The organism is Kribbella deserti (assembly GCF_042434725.1).
GTDB lineage: Bacteria > Actinomycetota > Actinomycetes > Propionibacteriales > Kribbellaceae > Kribbella > Kribbella deserti.
The window spans coordinates 177,965-195,941 of sequence record NZ_JBHLTC010000001.1 but is presented as its reverse complement, the minus strand read 5'-3'; the positions used below and the strand labels follow the sequence as shown (position 1 = coordinate 195,941).

Annotated in this window: 15 protein-coding genes; 7 read left to right on the top strand and 8 right to left on the bottom strand. The window is 68.2% G+C overall.

Features of this window, described 5'->3' with window-relative positions; all coding sequences use genetic code 11:
* Positions 1-25 precede the first annotated feature (25 nt).
* Positions 26-994: an asparaginase gene (locus ACFFGN_RS00900; RefSeq protein WP_380043278.1), complete on the top strand. Its 969-nt coding sequence runs from the start codon at positions 26-28 to the stop codon at positions 992-994.
* Between the two features lie 502 nt (positions 995-1,496).
* On the opposite strand, the gene rodA is transcribed toward ACFFGN_RS00900, so the two are convergent.
* Genes rodA through ACFFGN_RS00875 form a run of 5 tightly spaced genes read right to left on the bottom strand, consistent with a single transcriptional unit; the run spans position 1,497 to position 7,182 of the window.
* Positions 1,497-2,660: a rod shape-determining protein RodA gene (gene rodA, locus ACFFGN_RS00895; RefSeq protein ID WP_380043277.1), complete on the bottom strand. Its 1,164-nt coding sequence runs from the start codon at positions 2,658-2,660 to the stop codon at positions 1,497-1,499.
* Positions 2,657-4,690, bottom strand: a complete 2,034-nt coding sequence (gene mrdA / locus ACFFGN_RS00890) for a penicillin-binding protein 2 (protein ID WP_380043276.1) — start codon at positions 4,688-4,690, stop codon at positions 2,657-2,659. The genes rodA and mrdA overlap by 4 nt, the downstream gene beginning before the upstream one ends.
* Positions 4,687-5,211, bottom strand: coding sequence for a rod shape-determining protein MreD (mreD, locus tag ACFFGN_RS00885; RefSeq protein WP_380043275.1), 525 nt, complete (start codon positions 5,209-5,211; stop codon positions 4,687-4,689). The genes mrdA and mreD overlap by 4 nt, the downstream gene beginning before the upstream one ends.
* Positions 5,211-6,140: a rod shape-determining protein MreC gene (gene mreC, locus ACFFGN_RS00880; RefSeq protein ID WP_380043274.1), complete on the bottom strand. Its 930-nt coding sequence runs from the start codon at positions 6,138-6,140 to the stop codon at positions 5,211-5,213. The genes mreD and mreC overlap by 1 nt, the downstream gene beginning before the upstream one ends.
* A gap of 16 nt (positions 6,141-6,156) precedes the next feature.
* Entirely contained in the window at positions 6,157-7,182 is a 1,026-nt protein-coding gene (locus ACFFGN_RS00875) for a rod shape-determining protein (RefSeq protein WP_380043273.1), read from the bottom strand.
* Positions 7,183-7,576: 394 nt separating this feature from the next.
* Here ACFFGN_RS00875 and ACFFGN_RS00870 point away from each other — a divergent pair, with 394 nt between their 5' ends.
* Positions 7,577-8,248, top strand: coding sequence for a GAF and ANTAR domain-containing protein (locus ACFFGN_RS00870; protein WP_380043272.1), 672 nt, complete (start codon positions 7,577-7,579; stop codon positions 8,246-8,248).
* 132 nt (positions 8,249-8,380) lie between these two features.
* On the top strand, positions 8,381-9,127 hold the full coding sequence (locus tag ACFFGN_RS00865) for a hypothetical protein (protein ID WP_380043271.1): 747 nt from the start codon (positions 8,381-8,383) through the stop codon (positions 9,125-9,127).
* Position 9,128: 1 nt separating this feature from the next.
* On the opposite strand, the gene ndk is transcribed toward ACFFGN_RS00865, so the two are convergent.
* Entirely contained in the window at positions 9,129-9,539 is a 411-nt protein-coding gene (gene ndk / locus ACFFGN_RS00860; protein WP_380043270.1) for a nucleoside-diphosphate kinase, read from the bottom strand.
* Positions 9,540-9,720: 181 nt separating this feature from the next.
* Here ndk and ACFFGN_RS00855 point away from each other — a divergent pair, with 181 nt between their 5' ends.
* Both ACFFGN_RS00855 and ACFFGN_RS00850 read left to right on the top strand, forming a co-directional pair.
* Complete coding sequence (locus ACFFGN_RS00855; RefSeq protein ID WP_380043269.1) at positions 9,721-10,770, top strand: hypothetical protein; 1,050 nt, start codon at positions 9,721-9,723, stop codon at positions 10,768-10,770.
* 109 nt (positions 10,771-10,879) lie between these two features.
* Entirely contained in the window at positions 10,880-11,941 is a 1,062-nt protein-coding gene (locus ACFFGN_RS00850) for a hypothetical protein (protein WP_380043268.1), read from the top strand.
* Between the two features lie 509 nt (positions 11,942-12,450).
* On the opposite strand, the gene ACFFGN_RS00845 is transcribed toward ACFFGN_RS00850, so the two are convergent.
* Positions 12,451-12,795: a DUF4233 domain-containing protein gene (locus tag ACFFGN_RS00845; RefSeq protein WP_380043267.1), complete on the bottom strand. Its 345-nt coding sequence runs from the start codon at positions 12,793-12,795 to the stop codon at positions 12,451-12,453.
* Complete coding sequence (locus ACFFGN_RS00840) at positions 12,792-14,132, bottom strand: bifunctional folylpolyglutamate synthase/dihydrofolate synthase (RefSeq protein WP_380043266.1); 1,341 nt, start codon at positions 14,130-14,132, stop codon at positions 12,792-12,794. The genes ACFFGN_RS00845 and ACFFGN_RS00840 overlap by 4 nt, the downstream gene beginning before the upstream one ends.
* Positions 14,133-14,193: 61 nt before the next feature.
* On the opposite strand from ACFFGN_RS00840, the gene valS reads away from it, so the two are divergent.
* Positions 14,194-16,758 carry a valine--tRNA ligase gene (valS, locus tag ACFFGN_RS00835; protein WP_380043265.1) on the top strand — a complete coding sequence of 855 codons (2,565 nt, stop codon included), beginning with the start codon at positions 14,194-14,196 and terminating at the stop codon, positions 16,756-16,758.
* Positions 16,759-16,855: 97 nt separating this feature from the next.
* A complete protein-coding gene (locus ACFFGN_RS00830; RefSeq protein ID WP_380043264.1) occupies positions 16,856-17,971 on the top strand; it encodes a hypothetical protein in 1,116 nt (371 codons plus the stop codon).
* Positions 17,972-17,977: the final 6 nt, after the last annotated feature.

The following is a 17,977-nucleotide window of genomic DNA, read 5'->3' as shown; positions in this document are numbered from 1 at the left end:
CTGGGTGGGCCCTAGGCTGGCGCGCATGGGGAGCCTTGGTGTGCCTGGTCTTGAGGCCGTTGTGCAGTTGGCGGAGGTCGTTCGCAGCGGGTTCGTGGAGAGCCGGCACTTCGGGATCGCCGTTGTGCTTTCTCCAGCCGGCGAGGTGTTGTGCGCGTTGGGGGACGTTGACGGGTTGGTGCTGCCTCGGTCGACGGCCAAGCCTCTGCAGGCGGTCGGAAGTCTTGTGGCCGGAGCCAAGCTCGACCAGCGACAGACGGCTGTGGCGGCTGGGAGTCACACCGGGGAAGACCAGCACGTGCTGGTCGTACGGGAGATCTTGGCGTCGGTGGATCTGGGCGAGGACGCGCTGGAGTGTCCGCCGGATTGGCCGGAGAACGAGGCGGCTCGGTTCGGGCTGATCCAGGCGTTTGGTGGGCCGGAGCGGATCTTGATGAACTGCTCGGGCAAGCACGCCGCGATGCTGGCCGCGATGGTGGCTTCGGGCAATGGTCCGGCGGGGTATCTGTCGCCGGGGTCGTACGTGCAGAAAGTGGTTGCGGCGGAGCTCGGGCGGTTGACGGGGCATACCGCGTCGGTGGTCGCGGGTGACGGGTGCGGGACGCCGTTGTACGACGTATCGCTGCGGGGGTTGGCTCGCGCGTTCGGGCGGCTCGCTGTCGCGTCGTCCGGTACGCCGGAGGGGCGGGTGGCTGCGGCCATGCGGGCTCATCCCGAGCTGGTGGGTGGTACCGGGCATGCGAACACGGAGGTGATGCGCCTCCTCCCCGGCTTCCTCGCCAAGGGCGGCGCCGAGGGAGTCCTGGCGATGGCGTCGCCGGAGGGGTATTCGGTGGCGCTGAAGGTGATCGACGGAAGCCCTCGAATCACGACGGCCCTGGCCCTGACCCTTCTCTCCACCGTCGGGCTAGACATGACGCCCGCGCATTCCCTCACCACTGTCGCCGTCCTTTCTGGCGGCAGCCCCGTGGGCCGCATCCAGCCCACCGTTTAGCCACCTTCGGTACGAGGCTGGTACTGCGGCGAGCCCCCACTGCGTCAGTTCGTCTGGATTCGCTCGCCCCTGCGTACTGCGGCTCGCTGTGGTCATCCACCTAGGCGGGCGAAGTCGGACGAATCGTCGTCTACGTCCGCGCTGAACCACCGAGCCGGTGGACGCGTGGGCACCCGTCCCCCTGGGTCTTTCGAATTGTCGGGCGGGCTATCAGGGGGACGGGTGAGGTGGGACCGGTTGCGTCGCCTGGTCCCGTGGAGGCGCGGCCCGCCACCAGGCGAGTGCCAGGTCCATCCGTTCGGCGATCCGCGTCCCGCTTGTCGGGGTTGCCCTCGGCGGGCGATCGGCGTCCGCTGATCCGGTTGGCTCGGGCACGCGCCGTACAGCCGCTGGCCGTCGTGGTGGAGGTGGTTCGCTGCCGAGTTTTTGCGCGACTGCCTGGCTGCAACCGGGTAGTCGCGCAAAAACTCGGCAGTGGGGACACCAAAAGCCGGTAGTGGCGTTAGAAGGAGTTGCTGCGGAGGTGGATGTTCTGGAGGAGGCCTACGGCTAGTAGGCCGGAGAACATGGATGAGCCGCCGTACGAGACGAACGGCAGCGGCAAACCCGTTACGGGCATGATGCCGAGGGTCATGCCGATGTTTTCGAAGGCCTGGAAGCCGAACCAGCAGACTATGCCGGTGGCCACGAGGCGGCCGAAGGCGTCGCGGGCGTTCACGGCGATTCGGAGGCCTCGCCACAAGACGATGGCGAAGAGCGCGATGATGCCGCCCGCGCCGATCAGGCCGAGTTCTTCGCCGGCGACGGTGAAGACGAAGTCGGTGTGTTGTTCGGGGACGAAGGCGTTCTGGGTTTGCGAACCGTGGAAGAGGCCTTGGCCGAAGACGCCGCCGTTGCCGATGGCGATGCGGGCCTGGTTCACGTTGTAGCCGATGCCGCGGGGGTCTTGTGAGGGGTCGGCGAAGGCGGCGAAGCGGGCGAGTTGGTAGTCCTTCAGGACGTGCAGCTCGATCGCCAGTACGGCGGTGGTGACCGCGACCAGGACCAGGCCGATCAGCCAGCGCTTGGAGACGCCCGATACGGCGATGATGCCGAACACCAGGGCGCCGAGCACCATCACCGTGCCGAGGTCTGGTTGCAGGACGACCAGGGCGACCGGGATGGCGGCGAGTGCGAGGGCCTGGGCGACGTCGATCGTGCGGGCTTCGTCGCGGTGGTTCGCTTCGCCTTTTTCGGCGATCAGCAGGGCCATGCCGACGATCACCGCCAGTTTGGCGAACTCGCTTGGCTGCATCGACAACCCGGGCATGTGGATCCAGGAGCGGGAGCCGTTCACGACGGCGCCTACGCCGGGGACCAGGACGAGGATCAGCCCGAGCATCGAACCGACGTACACGAAGGGGGCCAGGATGCGGACCCAGCGGTGCGGGGTGATGGCGGCGACGATGGCCAGTACCAGGCCGATGCCGAAGTTCATCAGGTGCCGCAGGAGGAACTCGTACTGGTCGCCACCGGTAAGGGTGTCGCGCTGGAACGTGGCGGACCAGATCAGCATCGCGCCTACCGCCGACAAGGCGCCCACCGCCAAGACGAGCAGCCAATCCGCCTGCCACAAGGTGGAACGACGATCCAGCCGCGAAGGCCTCGAACCGGTCAGCAGGCTCATGGCTTACGCGCCGGGGGTTTGATGTTGTAGAGGCTCTCCCAGATGTGGCGAACCGCCGTACCGGAACCGCCGGAGCCGGAACCGGCCTGGGACAGCATCATCACGACGGCGTAGCGATCGGTGTACGTCGCGAGCCAGGAGGTGGTCTGTTTGCCGTAGACCTCGGCCGTACCGGTCTTGGCACGGACCGGGACCTTGTCCAGCGGGAAGCCGACGAACTTCCATGCGGCCGTTCCGGACCGGGTGGTCTCCTTGAGCGCCTTGTCCATGTACGCCAGGACGGACGGCGAGACCGGCAACCGGCCGGAGGACTTCGGCGGGACGGTCTTGACCTTGCCGCCCGGGCCGACGAGGCGCTTCGCGACGCGGGGTTCCCAGAGGGTGCCGCCGTTGGCCAGCGCGGAGTACATCATTGCCAGCTGCAACGGGGTGATGGTGGTATCGCCTTGCCCGATGGAGAAGTTGACCGCGTCGCCGGCGCGATACCGCCAGCCGTCGACGCAGAACTCGCGCGAGAACTGCTTCAGGAAGGCGGACGTGCCCGGTTCGGGATTGGCCGCCATCTTGCAGTAGTAGTCCTTCTGCGCGTCGTAGTACTCCTTCTTCCACTTGCGATCGGCGACCCGGCCCGAGGCCTCCCCCGGGAGGTCGATACCGGTCGGGCGGCCGAGCCCGAAAGCCTTGGCCATGTCGACCATCGGGTCTTTCGCGTTGACGTCACCGGAGTTGCCGCCCGCGCGCAGCCACAGGTCGTACGCGATCCGGTAGTAGAAGGTGTCGCACGAGATCGCCAGCGCCCGGTCGAACCCGATCCGCCCGTACGACGCGGACTCGTAGTTCTTGAACCGGCGATTACCGACCTCGAAGTACGACGAACAGTCCAGCCGGCTCTTCAGCGAATAGCCCGCGTGGACCGCGGCGGCCGTGGTGATCGGCTTGAACGTCGACGCGGGCGCGAACTGGCCCTGCAACGCGCGCGACAGCAGCGGCGTACCAGCCTTTGGTGAGTACAGGCCGTCCAGCTCGCGCTGGCTGATCCCGCCGACCCAAACACCCGGGTCGTACGTCGGCTGGCTGGCCATCGCGACGATCTGACCGGTTTTCACGTCCATCACCACCGCGGCACCGGAGTCCGCGATGTACTTGCGGCGGGTGTTCTTGTCGTACTGCTTGCGCGCGGCGAGCATCGCGGCGTGCAGCTCGCGCTCGACCGTGGCCTGGATGCGGGCGTCGATACTCGTCACCAGGGTCGAACCGGGAACAGGCGCGGTCTGCTTGGCGATGCCGGTGGTGAGGCCCACGCTGTCCACGGTCACGCTCTTCACGCCGGGCGTTCCGCGCAGCATCGCGTCGTACGTGCGTTCGACGCCGGCCCGGCCGACGAGGTCCGATCGGTGCGTGAGGGGGTCCTGGCCGGCCGCCTTCATCTCGTCGAGTTCGCCGGTGGTGATCGGGGACAGATAGCCGAGCAGGTGTGCCGCGTTCACCTTGTACGGCGCGGGGTAGGCCCGCAGCGCGGCGGACTCCGCGTTGACGCCGGGGAAATCCTCGCGGTGCTCCATGATCGCGATCGCGACCTGCTCGCTGACGTCCTTCGCCACCGGGATCGGCTGGTACGGCGAACCGTTCCAGCAGATCGGCGGGCGGCTCGCGCCGGGCTCTCCGCACAGTTTCGTCCGGGCGGTGAGCTCGGCAGGGGTCTGGCCGAGCACCTTCGCGAGGCGGGTCAGTACCTGCGTGGCCTGGGCCTCGGGCAGCTTGACCAGGATGGTCCGGTCCACGGTGATGACAAGCGAGACGCGGTTGCCGACCAGGGTCCGGCCGGAGGAGTCGACGATGTTGCCGCGGGCCGCCGGGGTGAGCACCTCGCGAACGCGGTTCTGGTCGGCCGCGTCGGCGTAGTCGTCGCCGATCATCACCTGGAGCCACCAGAGCCGGGCGAACAGCGTGAGCAGCAAGGAGAAGATCAGCACCCGGATCACGAACAGGCGCAGCCGCGGTCGCTCCGGCGCGGGGTTGTAACTGCTCATGACAGCACCCTTCGCCGCTCGCCGGGCGGAACCACCAGGCGCATCAGCCAGAGCACCAACGGAATCACCAGCACGGCGGCGAGCAGGTCGTAGCCGGTCGCGATACCGAGCCGCTCACCGAACGTCGACCAGTCGACCGATGGGTCATGCAGCAACGAGCCGGTCGCGGTGAAAACCGTCAGTGACAGGGCGGTACAGACCACCACCGTGACGGCGGTCGCCCACGGGCCGACAAAGCTTTCGCGCCGGGCCAGGCCTGCGACATACCCGGCGAGGGCCAGCGCGAGCGCCCAGCGGCCGGCGGTGTGGTCGGCGGGTGGCGCGAGATCCAGCAGCAGCCCGCCCGCGAATCCCGCGATCGCGCCGAATTCCGGTCCGCGGGCGAGCCCGAGCGCGAGCACGACCACCAGCGCGACGTCACACGTCACACCCGCGATGGCCAGATGCGGAAAAGTCGAGAGTTGCAGGGTCACCGCGATCGTCAGGAGCAAGGCGGCGAGCCCGAGCCGCAGGCCGGTCATCAGCGCGGCCCCGGCAGCGGCCGGCGCGGGCCTCGGGCGGTGGGCCCGACGACCACACCGACGGTGTCCAGCCGGCCGGCATCGACGTACGGGCGAATAGTGGCGGTGGTGCCGAACGTTCCGGCCACCGAGCCGACCGAGGCGATGTAGCCGATCGGAACGCCCGGCACGTACGGCGCGTTGCCGCGCGAGCCCCAGGTCAGAATGCGCGCGCCGACCTTGGGACGGGCCTTGATGTCGACGAGGCGGTACTCCAAGGTGGCCTGCGAGCCGATCTCCCCGCGGCCGGTGACAAAGCCGAGGGCCTGGGTGGTGTCGAGGCGGCCGCCGACGGTCGAACCGCGATCGCCGATCAGCAGGACCGTCGCGGTGGCGGCGCTGGCGCGCACGACCCGGCCGATCAGGCCGTCGCCGTTCAGCACGGTCAGATCCGCCCGCACGCCGTCCGCCGTACCGGCGTCGATCGTGATGGTCTGGCCGAACCCCTGCGCCGGGCCGATCGCGATCACCCGCGCGGGCGCGATCTGGTAGCCGACGCTGCTCGCCACCCGCAGCAGCTTGTCGAGTTCGACGGCCCGGCTGCGGGCGTAGTTGCTGCCGCGAAGCTGTGCGGTCAGGCGGCTGTTCTCCGCGCGGAGGCGCTCGTTCTCCGCGGTCAGCCGGTCCGCGTCGGCGAACTTGGCCTTCAGGTCGTCCACCGGTTCGCGAGCAGACGTCGCGCCGGCCTGCAGCGGGCCGAAGATGCCGGCGGCGGTGTCCCGCAACGGGTCGATCGGCGAACCGGCCGAACGGCGCGCGTCGAGAATCATCAGGGTCAGCGAGGCGAGCACGACCAGGGCGAGCACGGTACGGCGGCGGCGGATGTCCTTGGGCAGGCCTGCGGACCGGACCACACCCCGGGTGGGTGGTGCGCCGAGATCTTTCAGCATTCGTCGGTCCCCAGGGCTAGCGGCGGTCGGTGACGAGGATGCGTTGCAGCGTCTCGATGTTGTCCACGCACTTGCCGGCGCCGAGCACGACGGCGTCGAGTGGGTTGTCCGCGACATGGATCGGGATACCGGTCTCGTGCCGCAGGCGCTCGTCCAGGCCCTGCAGCAGCGCACCGCCACCGGTGAGCACGATGCCCCGGTCGACGATGTCACCGGCCAGCTCGGGCGGCGTCTTGTCCAAAGTGGCCTTGACCGCGTCGATGATCGACGAGATCGGCTCCTCGATCGCCTTGCGGATGTCGGCCGCGGAGACCTTCACCGTGCGCGGCAGCCCGGACACCATGTCCCGGCCGCGGATCTCGGCGGTCGGTTCCTCGCGGGCCGGAAAGGCCGAACCGATGGTCATCTTGATCTGCTCGGAGGTTGCCTCGCCGAGCATCAGCGAGTACTCCTTCTTGCAGTACGTCTGGATCGCCTTGTCGATGGCGTCGCCGCCGACCCGGATCGACTGGCTGGTGACGATGCCGCCGAACGAGATCACCGCGACCTCGGTGGTACCGCCGCCGACGTCGACGACCATGTTGCCGGTGGCGTCGCGAACCTCGAGGTTCGACCCGAGCGCGGCTGCCATCGGCTCTTCGATGATGTAGACCTTGCGGGCGCCGGCCATGTAGCCCGCGTCGCGCACGGCACGCTGCTCGACCGCGGTGATACCCGAGGGCACGCAGACGACGATCCGCGGCTTGGCGAAGTACCGGCGGCGGTGCACGCGCTGGATGAAGTAGCGCAGCATCTGCTCGGCGGCGTCGAAGTCGGCGATCACGCCGTCCTTCAACGGCCGGATCGCGGTGATGTTGCCCGGGGTCCGGCCGATCATCTTCTTGGCCTCGTGCCCGAAGGCGACCGCCTCGCGTGGTTCGTCCGTTCGGGTCGCGACCACGGACGGCTCGTTCAGCACGACACCACGGCCACGCACGTAGACCAGTGTGTTCGCCGTGCCCAGATCCACCGCCATGTCGCGGCCGAGCATGCTGTTCGCCATCGCGCTGCCGCCTCCCCGCCGATTGCTTCGATCCTCAGGCTAGACGCGCCACGCCCGCTGCCCGGCGACCGACACGTCACCGGCAGCCGCTCACGAATCGTATCCGACCGACTACGCACTGGAGTTGCCCGGGGTTCGGGCCTCGTTACCGAACCGAGAAGGTCAACGAACGACCGCCGCCGAGGTTATCTGCCGAGGTCCGAATGACTGGGTTCTCAAGGCGGAAGCCTGTTCCGGTGCGGCAGCTGGCCGAGGGCGGCAGGGCGAGATCGGGCGCCGCCGACCGCGATGGTGCGGCTGCGAATCCGCTCAGCGGTTTAGGATCGGACTTCCGCGTGGGTCCAGAGTCCGGCTCCGGGGCTATTTGGTGTGCCTGACGGTGGGAGAAAAACCAATGACCGAGCAAGCCGGGGACTTCGGCAACCTGGCGATGAACCTGCACAACCAGACGGGTGTGCTGGCCACCGTCGAAACAGTGCTGGAGTTCGCCGTCGAGGCGCTTCACTACGACCACGCCTCAGTCATGCTGATGCGCCGCCAGCGGGCCGAGACGTTGGCAGCGACAGACTCGCTGATCACTGTCGCGGACCAGTTGCAGATCGATCTCGGCGAGGGGCCAAGCCTCCTGGCCATCACCGGTGACGCCAACGTACTCGTGAAGGACACCGCAACGGACGACCGGTGGCCGAAATGGGCACCGACCGCGGCCGCCAACGGAATCCGCAGTGCGCTGGCGATCCGGCTGTTCGCCGGACACGCCGCCAGCGGCGTCTTGAACCTGGTTTCGACGACGCCGTTCGTCTTCCATGAGGGCGATCTCGAAGCAGCTCAACTGCTCGCACTGCATGCTTCGATCGCGGTCTGCACCGCCCAGGTCGAGGCCAACCTGAACCTAGCCGTCGACTCGCGCAAAGAGGTCGGCCAAGCCGTCGGACGGCTGATGGAGCGCTACAAGATCGACTCCATCCAGGCCTTCACAGTCCTGCAGCGCTACTCCCAAGACCGCAACCAGCGCTTGCGCGATATCGCCCGCCACGTGATCGACACCGGCAATCTGCCGGCGTAGCACCGCCCCGCGCCGACCCCCAGGCGGCGACTGGACCTCGACGGTGACCTGCAGCGCCCTGAGACCGGATGCAACCAGCCGGCCCTGCCAGGACTCGTTGGTGGACAGCGCTTGCTCAGGGGAGGAACCATCATGAAGTTCTCAGTGCTCGCTTTACCGCTTGCTGCCCTCTTACCCGTCGTCGGGGCTCTACCGGCCGCTGCGACGGCTCCAACCGCTAGGGATTGCCTGGAGTCGTTGAACCAGCATGTGGCGTTCGGAAATCGCGGAATGCTCACGTTGGACCTGAAGCACCGAACGCTCAAGGTACGCGCTCACGACATCGAGGGCGGCCAGTGCGGTGACGCCTGGGTTTCGATCGCTATCAGCCGGTACGACGGCTCCAGCGTCCGCAACGTCAACGCCGTACCGGAGCCGGGTCAGGCCTACGTCGTCGCCTCGCACCCGATGGGATGGGCTGACACCGGCCGTTGGCGCGTCCGCCAGCTGGCGGTGACTATGAACGGCCAGACCGTCGTGAAGAGCTACACCCTGACGGACTCGCCTTCGACCGCCTTGGTACGCCGGGCCGCCGTACTAGCGGGGACGGTCGTACCGAACGACTCGACGGGCTTCACCGCGTCGGGGACGTTGAAGGCCTACAACTCCGTGGGCGGCCTGTCGCCACTTCCGGCCGGTAGGCAGATCTGGATCGAAGTACGCCCGCGCTCGGACACCTCCGCGCCGTACAAGATGGTCGGAGAGACCGTGACGGACTCCAGGGGGCACTGGAACTTCAGCACCACGAAGGAGTTCTGGAAGTACGACGTGCGGGCGGTCTTCGATCAGCCGATGGAGACGATCTCCCCGGCCTACAAGTGGCTCGGGCTCGTCCTGTAGCTCAAGGCAGGTCGGGGAACCAGAGCTTGATCTCGCGCTCGGCGGACTCCGGGGAGTCGGAACCGTGCACCAGGTTCTCGCGGTTCGACAGCGACAAGTCGCCACGGATCGTGCCCGGAGCCGCCTTGCGCCCGTCGGTGGCGCCGTTCAGCCCGCGAACCACCTCGACCGCCTCGTCGCCCTCGAGCACCAGGGCGACCAACGGCCCGCTGGTGACGAAGGTGCGCAGCGGCGGGTAGAAGTCCCGCTCGACGTGTTCGGCGTAGTGCTGGTCCGCCTGCTCGGCGTCGATCGTGCGCAGTTCCATCGCGACCAGGCTCAGGCCCTTCGCCTCGAACCGGCCGAGGATCTCACCGACCAGGCCACGCCGCACGGCGTCGGGCTTGAGCAGTACCAGGGTGCGCTGCGACATGTCACTCTCTCCGGGTGTTCGGGCGGAACTGGCTGGGACGGTCAGCCTAGCGGGTGAGCACGTTGTGAGCGGACTGGGATGCGACCGGCTCGCACGTTCGCCGCAACCAATCGCCGATCGTGCGCATCGTTGCTGGTGAAGGCGCGCACTTCGCGCTCAATCGATCTCGGAGGAACTTGCCGTGAAAACCCGTACCCGACTGCTCGCCACCAGCGCCGCCGCCGTGCTGGCCGCCACGACCCTCGGCACGGTCGCGCCCGCGCAGGCGTCCCCCCACGCTCTGCAGACCCCGCAAGCTCTGCAGGCCTCGCAGGCGGAGCTGCCGTGCATGGAAGGTGCGATGGGGAAGGGCTACGTAATCAACTACGCGATCTCGAACACGCAGACTTCGTCGAAGATGTACCTGACCTTCTGGGCGCAAGACGGCGAGGCGCCCAGCGACCCGCCCAGTCAGCGGTTCGTGAGCCGGCCGGACGGATCGAAGAAGCACACCGTCACGTTCAACTTCGGCCACGCTTCCGGGGGCAGCCCCACGATTGCCTATGGCAACGACACCTACAGCTACGGTCCTGACGACGCCGGCACCTGGATCCTGTACGACAAGGCCGGTAAGCCGTGGCGCCGGTACGCCGCGGTCTGGGCCACCCGCTTCACCGCACCGCCCGCGCCGCGGGTGGTCACCGCCGGCACCCGCGTGACCATCAACCACCAACTGCTCGCCTCCACCGCCACCTCGGCCATGGTCGGCGTACCGGGCAACCGAACTGTGTCGCTGCGGACGCCGGCCAACACCTTCACCAACCTGAGCACCGTCGCCGGTTCGACCGGTAAGTCGTCCGTCACCTATACCGCGACCAGCAACCGCACGATCGACGCCTGGTACAACGGCCGCGTGACCTGCAAGTCGTACAACAACGCCAGTTCCGCACCGCAGATCGTGAACGTACGGCGCAAGATCACCCGGACTGTCAGCGACAGCACCCCGGCGGTCGGCCAGTACGTGAAGGTCACCGGCACGGTCTTCCCCGCGGCCAACGGCCAGAAGGTCTACCTGCAGCGCTGGAACGGCAGCCAGTTCGTCAACCTCGTCGCGGTTGGTACGACCAGCGGCAAGTACACGACGTACTTCAAGCCGGCCACCAAGGGCACGCACATCCTGCGGCTGTTCACCGCGGCGGACTCCTGGAACGTCGCCAGCATCTCCCCCAACGTGAGCGTCAGCGCGCACTGATCCGCGTTCCACCTGCCCGGCTCCGGAAAACTTCTTCCGGGGCCGGGCAACCTTTTGTTCGCGGGCTTCCGTCTTGCAGTCGTCAACTGCCAACTCACGGAGGTCCTCCATGATCGGAACCACAGGGCGGCGCACAGGTGCGATCGCCGCTGCGATCGCGCTGGCCGGCGCCGGCGCGTTCGCCGCCGCCCCGGCCCACGCGACAGGCTCGGCGGGTTCAGCCCGTACGGCGGGCTCGGCTGTCGCGGCCCCGGCGCCCTCGGCCCAGGCCTGCCTGGACAGCGTCAAGAACGTGCGCTTCCACGGCACCAACGGCCAGCACGTGATCGGCTATCCGCGGTACAACGTCTCCACCACCGCGGTGGGCGAATCCGGCGCTGAGCTCAACCACAAAGTGGTGTCGATGCATCAACGGCTGATCCTGAACCAAGGCTTGTCCGTCTCAGCCATCAACGCGCCACACGTCTGCAAGGGCGCGGTGACGACCTTCGGCATCAGCAAGGCCGACGGTAGCGCCTACCGGAACGTTCCGGCGGCGTACTTCATCACGCGCACCGCCGACGGAGAGCTCCAGGGCTGGCTGAACGCGTCGCATCCGATCGGCCTCAAGGACACCGGTGTGTGGAAGGTCCGCCAGGTCGCGGTCGGCCTGGGCGGAAAGCTGGCGGTCAAGCCGATCAGCAACGCCAGCATCCGCGTGCTGCGCGCGTCGTACCTGACGGTTGTCAACAACAAGCACCACGACGTCCGGTACAACGTCCTCCTGAGCCGCATGAAGTCCGGCGAGCGCGGGAACGAAGGCCGCGCCATGCTCAACAAGCTGAGCCAGTCGAGGAAGACGGGTAACCAGTGGGTCGTCACAAAGCCCGGTAACCGCACCGTCAGGCTCGGCGAACGCCAACTCGGCGTCACCGGCCACCTCCGCGCCCTCGCCAGCACCCACGGCATCGTCGGCCTGAAGGACCAGACCCTCATGCTCCAGGCCCGCAGCGGCGGAGCCAAGGGAGCCTGGCGAACCATCCTGGTGGAGAACAAGAGCACCCACGCCAACGGGTACTTCCTGATCCAGATCAACCACGCGAAGGTGACCGGCCAGGAACTGCGCCTGCACTACCGCTCCCCCTACCAGACGATCGCCTCGTCCTACCGCTACATCGGCAAAATCCGCTGACCAACCCACTCAACCGCACCTGCCGCGACCCGTCTCGGGGCCGCGGCAGGTGCTTTTTCCCCTGCCTCCGGCGACCCGCCACCCACGGACCTGCGTGCGCCGCGCGACGCCTGGCCGCGCATGCCGGATCCCGGCCCTTATTCCGACGGTCGACCGTCGGAATGGGGGGTGGACCCCTCTTCAGATTTGGCACGTCGACCCCCTGCTTCAGGGGTCGACCTTCGCCACCGGCAGACGGAAACCCCCGCCAGCGACCGAGTGCGGCGCGTGACCCGGTCGACCTGCGGCCGGGGCCCGCGAGACGCGGGGAAGTCGCCAGGGCCGCGAGGCGCGGGCCGCGGGGCGCGGGGTAGGTCGCCAGTGATCAAGGGTTGACCTGGGCCGCCTGGCTAGGCGACCGGGGCAGGCCGTCGTACGGAGGGCGGGCGGGCGAATGCGTAGTGCAGGCGAATGCGGACGCATCGGCGTAAGCGTGGGGCGTGCTGTTGCCACCCGGGCGAGATGGCGGGTTAGGCCGGGTCGGTGGTGGCGGCGGCGTTGGCGGCTTTGGCTTCGTCGATGCGGCGGCCCAGCTTGATGGCCATTACCCAGAAGGAGGCGAAGGCCAGGCCGAGCACGAACATGACCGGGACGATGAAGCCGAGGCCGACCGCGCCTACCTGCACGATCCAGCCGAGTACGTAACCCGCCTTGTAGCGCAGCAACCCGGCCGCGATCAGGGTGAACAGCGCCAGACCGAGGCAGACGGCCAGGGACACACCCTTGGAGATGTCCGCGACCGAGATCATCACCGGGGTGACAAGGGCCAGCACGATGGCCTCGAAGGTCAGCACGATCGCCGCCAGGGACCTCATCGCTTGGATCCCTTCAGCAGGTGGCGGGCCTCGCCGGCGGTGATGACCGAGCCGGTGATGAGTACGCCGCCGCTGCCCATCGGGGAGTTCTCCTCGGCCAGCCGGACCGCCTCGCTGATCGCGTTGTCCAGGCGCGGTTCGACCAGGACGCGGTCCTCGCCGAAGACCTCCATCGCGATTTCGCCGAGTTCGCGGGCCGACATCGCCCGCGGGGTCGAGTTCTGGCTGCAGACGATCGTCTCCATGATCGGCTCGTACGCCTCGAGTACGCCGTACACGTCCTTGTCCCGCATCACCCCGACCACGCCGATCAGCGGCGCGAACGCGAAGGCCTCGGACACCGCCTCGGCGGTCGCCTTCGCGCCATGCGGGTTGTGCGCCGCGTCCACCAGCACGGTCGGGCTGCGGCGGATCACCTCGAGCCGTCCGGGCGAGGTGACCTCGTTGAAGCCGTTGCGGATCATGTCGAGGTCGAGCCGATCGTCCTGCGCCCCGGCGCCCAGGAAGGCTTCGACCGCCGCGAGAGCCGTCGCAGCGTTGTGGGCCTGGTACTCCCCGTGCAGCGGCACGAAGACGTCCTCGTACTCCGCGCCGAGGCCGCGCAGCCGGAGCAGCTGGCCGCCGACCGCGACCTCGCGAGCCAGTACGCCGAACTCGAGGCCTTCGCGGGCGATGGTGGCGCCGACCTCGGCGGAACGGCCCATGAGTACTTCGAACACCTCGACGGTCTGTTGGGCCATCACCGCGGTGGCCCCGGCCTTGATGATGCCGGCCTTCTCCCCCGCGATTCCGACCGGATCGTCGCCGAGCAGGTGGCTGTGGTCCACGTCGATCGGGGTGATCACGGCAACCGTGCCGTCGGCGACGTTCGTGCAGTCCCAGGTGCCGCCGAGGCCGACCTCGATCACGGCCACGTCGACCGGCGAGTCCGCGAACACCGCGAAGGCCATGGCCGTGATCACCTCGAAGAACGACAGCGGTACGTCGAACTCGGCGTCGACCAGTTCCAGGTAGGGCGCGAGTTCTTCGTACGCCTCGACAAAGCGTTCCTCGCTGATCGGCTCACCGTCCAGCGTGATCCGCTCGCGCACGCTCTCCAGATGCGGGCTGGTGAACCGGCCGGTACGCAGGCCGGCCGACCGCAACAGCGAGTCGATCATGCGCGCCGTGGAGGTCTTGCCGTTGGTGCCGGTGAGGTGGATGACCGGGTAGGCCTGCTGCGGGTCGCCCAGCAGCTGGACCAGGCGCTGGATCCGCTCCAGCGTCGGCGAGATCTTGCTCTCCGGCCAGCGGGCCTGGAGCTGCGCCGAGACGTCGGCGTACGAGGTGGTCGTCATGAGAGCACCTACTGTAGTAATGCGGTCGAAGCACCCCTTGACGGGCACTAGGATTGCATGCATGACCGAGACGTCCCGCGTTCCTGACAAGCCCACCCTCGAAGGCCTCGAGGAGAAATGGGCTGCGGTATGGAAGGAGCGGCAGACCTACGCCTTCGACCGGACGGCCGAGCGGGCCGATGTCTACTCGATCGACACCCCGCCGCCGACCGTGTCCGGGTCGCTGCACGTCGGGCACATCTTCAGCTACACCCACACCGACCTGGTGGCGCGGTTCCAGCGCATGCGCGGCAAGAAGGTCTTCTACCCGATCGGCTGGGACGACAACGGCCTGCCGACCGAGCGCCGCGTGCAGAACTACTACGGCGTCCGCTGCGACCCGACCCTGCCGTATGACCCTGACTTCACGCCGCCGGCCAAGCCCGACGCGAAGAAGCAGGTCTCGATCAGCCGGCAGAACTTCGTCGAGCTGTGTGGCGAGCTGACCCACATCGACGAGCAGGCCTTCGAGGCGATGTGGCGCCAGGTCGGCCTCAGCGTCGACTGGTCGTATCTCTACACGACCATCTCCGACGACTCGCGCCGCACGTCGCAACGCGCCTTCCTGCGCAACTTCGCCCGCGGCGAGGCGTACCTGTCCGAGGCGCCGACGATGTGGGACGTCACGTTCCAGACCGCCGTCGCGCAGGCCGAGCTGGAGGCCCGGGAGTATGCCGGCGCCTTCCACCGCGTCGCGTTCCACGGCCCGGAAGGCCCGATCTACATCGAGACCACCCGGCCCGAGCTCATCCCCGCCTGTGTCGCGCTGATCGCGCACCCGGACGACGAGCGCTACCAGGCCCTGTTCGGTACGACGGTCCGCTCGCCGCTGTTCGGTGTCGAGGTGCCGGTCGTCGCGCATGCCGCCGCCGAGCCGGACAAGGGCGCGGGTATCGCGATGTGCTGCACCTTCGGCGACCTGACCGACGTCCAGTGGTGGCGTGAGCTGCAACTGCCGGTCCGTACCGTCATCGGCCGCGACGGCCGGCTGCTGCGCGACACCCCGGAATGGCTCGAAGGCTCCGAGCTGTACGGCGAACTCGCGGGCAAAACGATCTTCAGCGCGCGCGAGCTGATCGTGGCGAAGCTGCGCGAGAGCGGCGACCTGGACGGCGAGCCCAAGCCGACCACCCGGATGACGAACTTCTTCGAGAAGGGCGACAAGCCGCTCGAAATCGTCTCCACCCGCCAGTGGTACATCCGCAACGGCGGCCGCGACGCCGAGCTGAAGTCGGAGTTCCTCGAGCGCGGTGACGAGCTCGGCTGGATCCCCGAGCACATGAAGCACCGGTACATGAACTGGGTCGACGGCCTGAACGGCGACTGGCTGATCTCGCGCCAGCGCTTCTTCGGCGTGCCCTTCCCGGTGTGGTACCCGATCGGCCACGACGGCGAGCCGGACTACGACCACCCGCTGATGCCGTCCGAGGCCGATCTGCCAATCGACCCGACGTCGCAGTGCCCGAGCGGCTACGACGAGTCCCAGCGCGGTAAGCCCGGTGGCTTCGAGGCGGACCCGGACGTGATGGACACCTGGGCCACCTCGTCGCTCACGCCGCACATCGTCTGCGGCTGGGAGCGGGACAACGACCTGTTCGAGCGCACCTTCCCGATGGACCTGAACACGCACGCGCACGAGATCATCCGCACCTGGCTGTTCTCCCGCGTCGTCCGGGCCCACTTCGAGAACGGCACGTTGCCGTGGGCCCGCTCGATGGTCTCCGGCTTTGTCGTCGACCCCGATCGCAAGAAGATGTCGAAGTCCAAGGGCAACGCGATCGTGCCTTCGGAGATCCTCGACAAGTACGGTTCGGACGCGGTGCGCTGGCGTGCCGCGATGGCCCGGCCGGGCATGGACTCGCCGTTCGACGAGTCGCAGATGAAGGTCGGCCGCCGGCTTGCGATCAAGGTCCTGAACGCGTCGAAGTTCGTGCTGTCGTTCGGCGCCACCGAGGAGAACCCGGCCGCCGTCACCGAGGCCAACCCGACTGTGGTGACCGAGGCCGTCGACCTGGCGATGCTGCAGAGCCTGCGGCAGACCATCACCGAGGCCACTGCCGCCTTCGAGGCCTACGACTACACCGGCGCGCTCGAAATCACCGAGCGGTTCTTCTGGACCTTCTGCGACGACTACGTCGAACTGGTCAAGGAGCGGGCGTACGGCGGCCGCGGCGAGGCGGCGGCGGCTTCCGCAAAGTCCGCCCTGGCCATCGCGCTGTCGGTCCAGCTCCGCCTGCTCGCGCCGTACCTGCCCTTCGCGACCGAAGAGGTCTGGTCGTGGTGGCAGGACGGGTCGATCCACACGTCCTCGTGGCCCGAGCCGGAGGTCGACGTCGCCGTCACCGCGCACGACCCGCAGGTGCTGGTCGCCGCCGGTGAGGTGCTCGGCAAGATCCGCGGCGCCAAGTCGACGGCCCAGGTCTCGATGAAGACCGAGGTCGCCAAGATCGAGGTCACCGGCCCGGGCGAACGGCTCGAACTGGCGGCCCAGGCCGAGGCCGATCTGCGCGCCGCCGGCCGGATCGTCGGCGAGATCGTCTGGACCAAGACCGACGCCGAGACCATCGAGGTCGTCGCGACGCTGTAATTGCCACGCGGTGTGGTGGCCCCGGTGCCCGCTGGAGTGTGCGAGCATCGGGGCGACGCGGCGCGAACGCGACGCACGTCCTGAGGAGCCTGAGGCGATGAGCGACCCCAAGACCCCGGCGGAAACCCCCGCCAAGCCCCCGGCAACCCCGGCCCCGGACCCCACCCCGGCGCAGTCCGACCCGGCCGCGGCGACCCCGGCGACCCCTGGTGGCACGGCAGCGCCTGCCGACCCGTCCGCGGCGACTCCGGCCGCCCCGGCGACTCCGGCCGGCCCGGCGACTCCGGCTGCCCCGGCAGCTCCAGAGGCGGCTAAGGCTGCGGAAGCACAGGCAGGTCAAGAGGCCAAGTCGGCGGAGGTTCCGGCGGCTGAGGCGGCTAAGCCTGCGGAGGCCGTAGTACCGGCTGCAACGGCGGATGCCGGTACCGCGTCCGTTGAGGCCACTGCTGTCGACGAGAAGCCTGCTGCCGGTGAAAAGCCCGCCGACGTCAAGGCGGCTGACGAGACGGCTAGCGAGGCGACGGCTGGCGGTACGGCGGCCAAGGCTGGGGAAGCTGACAAGAGTGACAAGTCGGCGGACAAGGAGGACACCGGGGAGATCCCGGTGGTGCCGCCTGGTCCGCCTGGTCCGCCTGGTCCGCCTACTGACGGGGCTACCCCTGCTGATGGGGGTGACCCGGGCAAGCCGGCTAAGGCGAAGCGCAGCCCCTGGCTGACCGTCGGTACGATCCTGGCGGTGCTGCTGGTCCTGGCCGGCTTCGGGTACTTCGCCGGCCTCGGCCCGATGAGCCGGCTGAGCACCACCCGGGACATCAAGACCCCGGACAAGCTCGGCGGCCTGAGCCGGATCACCGACGCCGAGACGCGCAAGCAGCTCGAACTCGACACCACCCGGGAGACGTTGAGCCGGGTCAACAACGGCAAGAAGGCCACTGTCGAGGCGTACGGCGATCTGAACGGCGACAAGATGTTCATCGTGATCGCGCTGCGCGGCAAGATCGACCTGGACAAGACGATCAAGGTCGATGGGGCCACGCCGGACCAGGTCAAGAAGATCGGCGAAGCCTCCTGCGTGCCGAGCGCCGAGAAGCTGATGACGCGCTGCTTCCGCATCTCGAACACCCTCACGGTGATCGCGCAGGACGCCATGAACAAGCTGAACGTGGACGCCGTCGGCCCGATCGCCAACGAGGCCTACGAAGCAATGAAGTAGTAATTT

Coding starts and splice junctions, on each gene's coding strand:
- mreC (WP_380043274.1), bottom strand. CDS start 6,140: ATGCTGAAAGATCTCGGCGCACCACCCACCCGGGGTGTGGTCCGGTCC.
- ACFFGN_RS00850 (WP_380043268.1), top strand. CDS start 10,880: ATGATCGGAACCACAGGGCGGCGCACAGGTGCGATCGCCGCTGCGATC.
- mrdA (WP_380043276.1), bottom strand. CDS start 4,690: ATGAGCAGTTACAACCCCGCGCCGGAGCGACCGCGGCTGCGCCTGTTC.
- ACFFGN_RS00865 (WP_380043271.1), top strand. CDS start 8,381: ATGAAGTTCTCAGTGCTCGCTTTACCGCTTGCTGCCCTCTTACCCGTC.
- ACFFGN_RS00830 (WP_380043264.1), top strand. CDS start 16,856: ATGAGCGACCCCAAGACCCCGGCGGAAACCCCCGCCAAGCCCCCGGCA.
- ndk (WP_380043270.1), bottom strand. CDS start 9,539: ATGTCGCAGCGCACCCTGGTACTGCTCAAGCCCGACGCCGTGCGGCGT.
- rodA (WP_380043277.1), bottom strand. CDS start 2,660: ATGAGCCTGCTGACCGGTTCGAGGCCTTCGCGGCTGGATCGTCGTTCC.
- ACFFGN_RS00870 (WP_380043272.1), top strand. CDS start 7,577: ATGACCGAGCAAGCCGGGGACTTCGGCAACCTGGCGATGAACCTGCAC.
- ACFFGN_RS00840 (WP_380043266.1), bottom strand. CDS start 14,132: ATGACGACCACCTCGTACGCCGACGTCTCGGCGCAGCTCCAGGCCCGC.
- ACFFGN_RS00875 (WP_380043273.1), bottom strand. CDS start 7,182: ATGGCGAACAGCATGCTCGGCCGCGACATGGCGGTGGATCTGGGCACG.
- mreD (WP_380043275.1), bottom strand. CDS start 5,211: ATGACCGGCCTGCGGCTCGGGCTCGCCGCCTTGCTCCTGACGATCGCG.
- ACFFGN_RS00900 (WP_380043278.1), top strand. CDS start 26: ATGGGGAGCCTTGGTGTGCCTGGTCTTGAGGCCGTTGTGCAGTTGGCG.
- valS (WP_380043265.1), top strand. CDS start 14,194: ATGACCGAGACGTCCCGCGTTCCTGACAAGCCCACCCTCGAAGGCCTC.
- ACFFGN_RS00845 (WP_380043267.1), bottom strand. CDS start 12,795: ATGAGGTCCCTGGCGGCGATCGTGCTGACCTTCGAGGCCATCGTGCTG.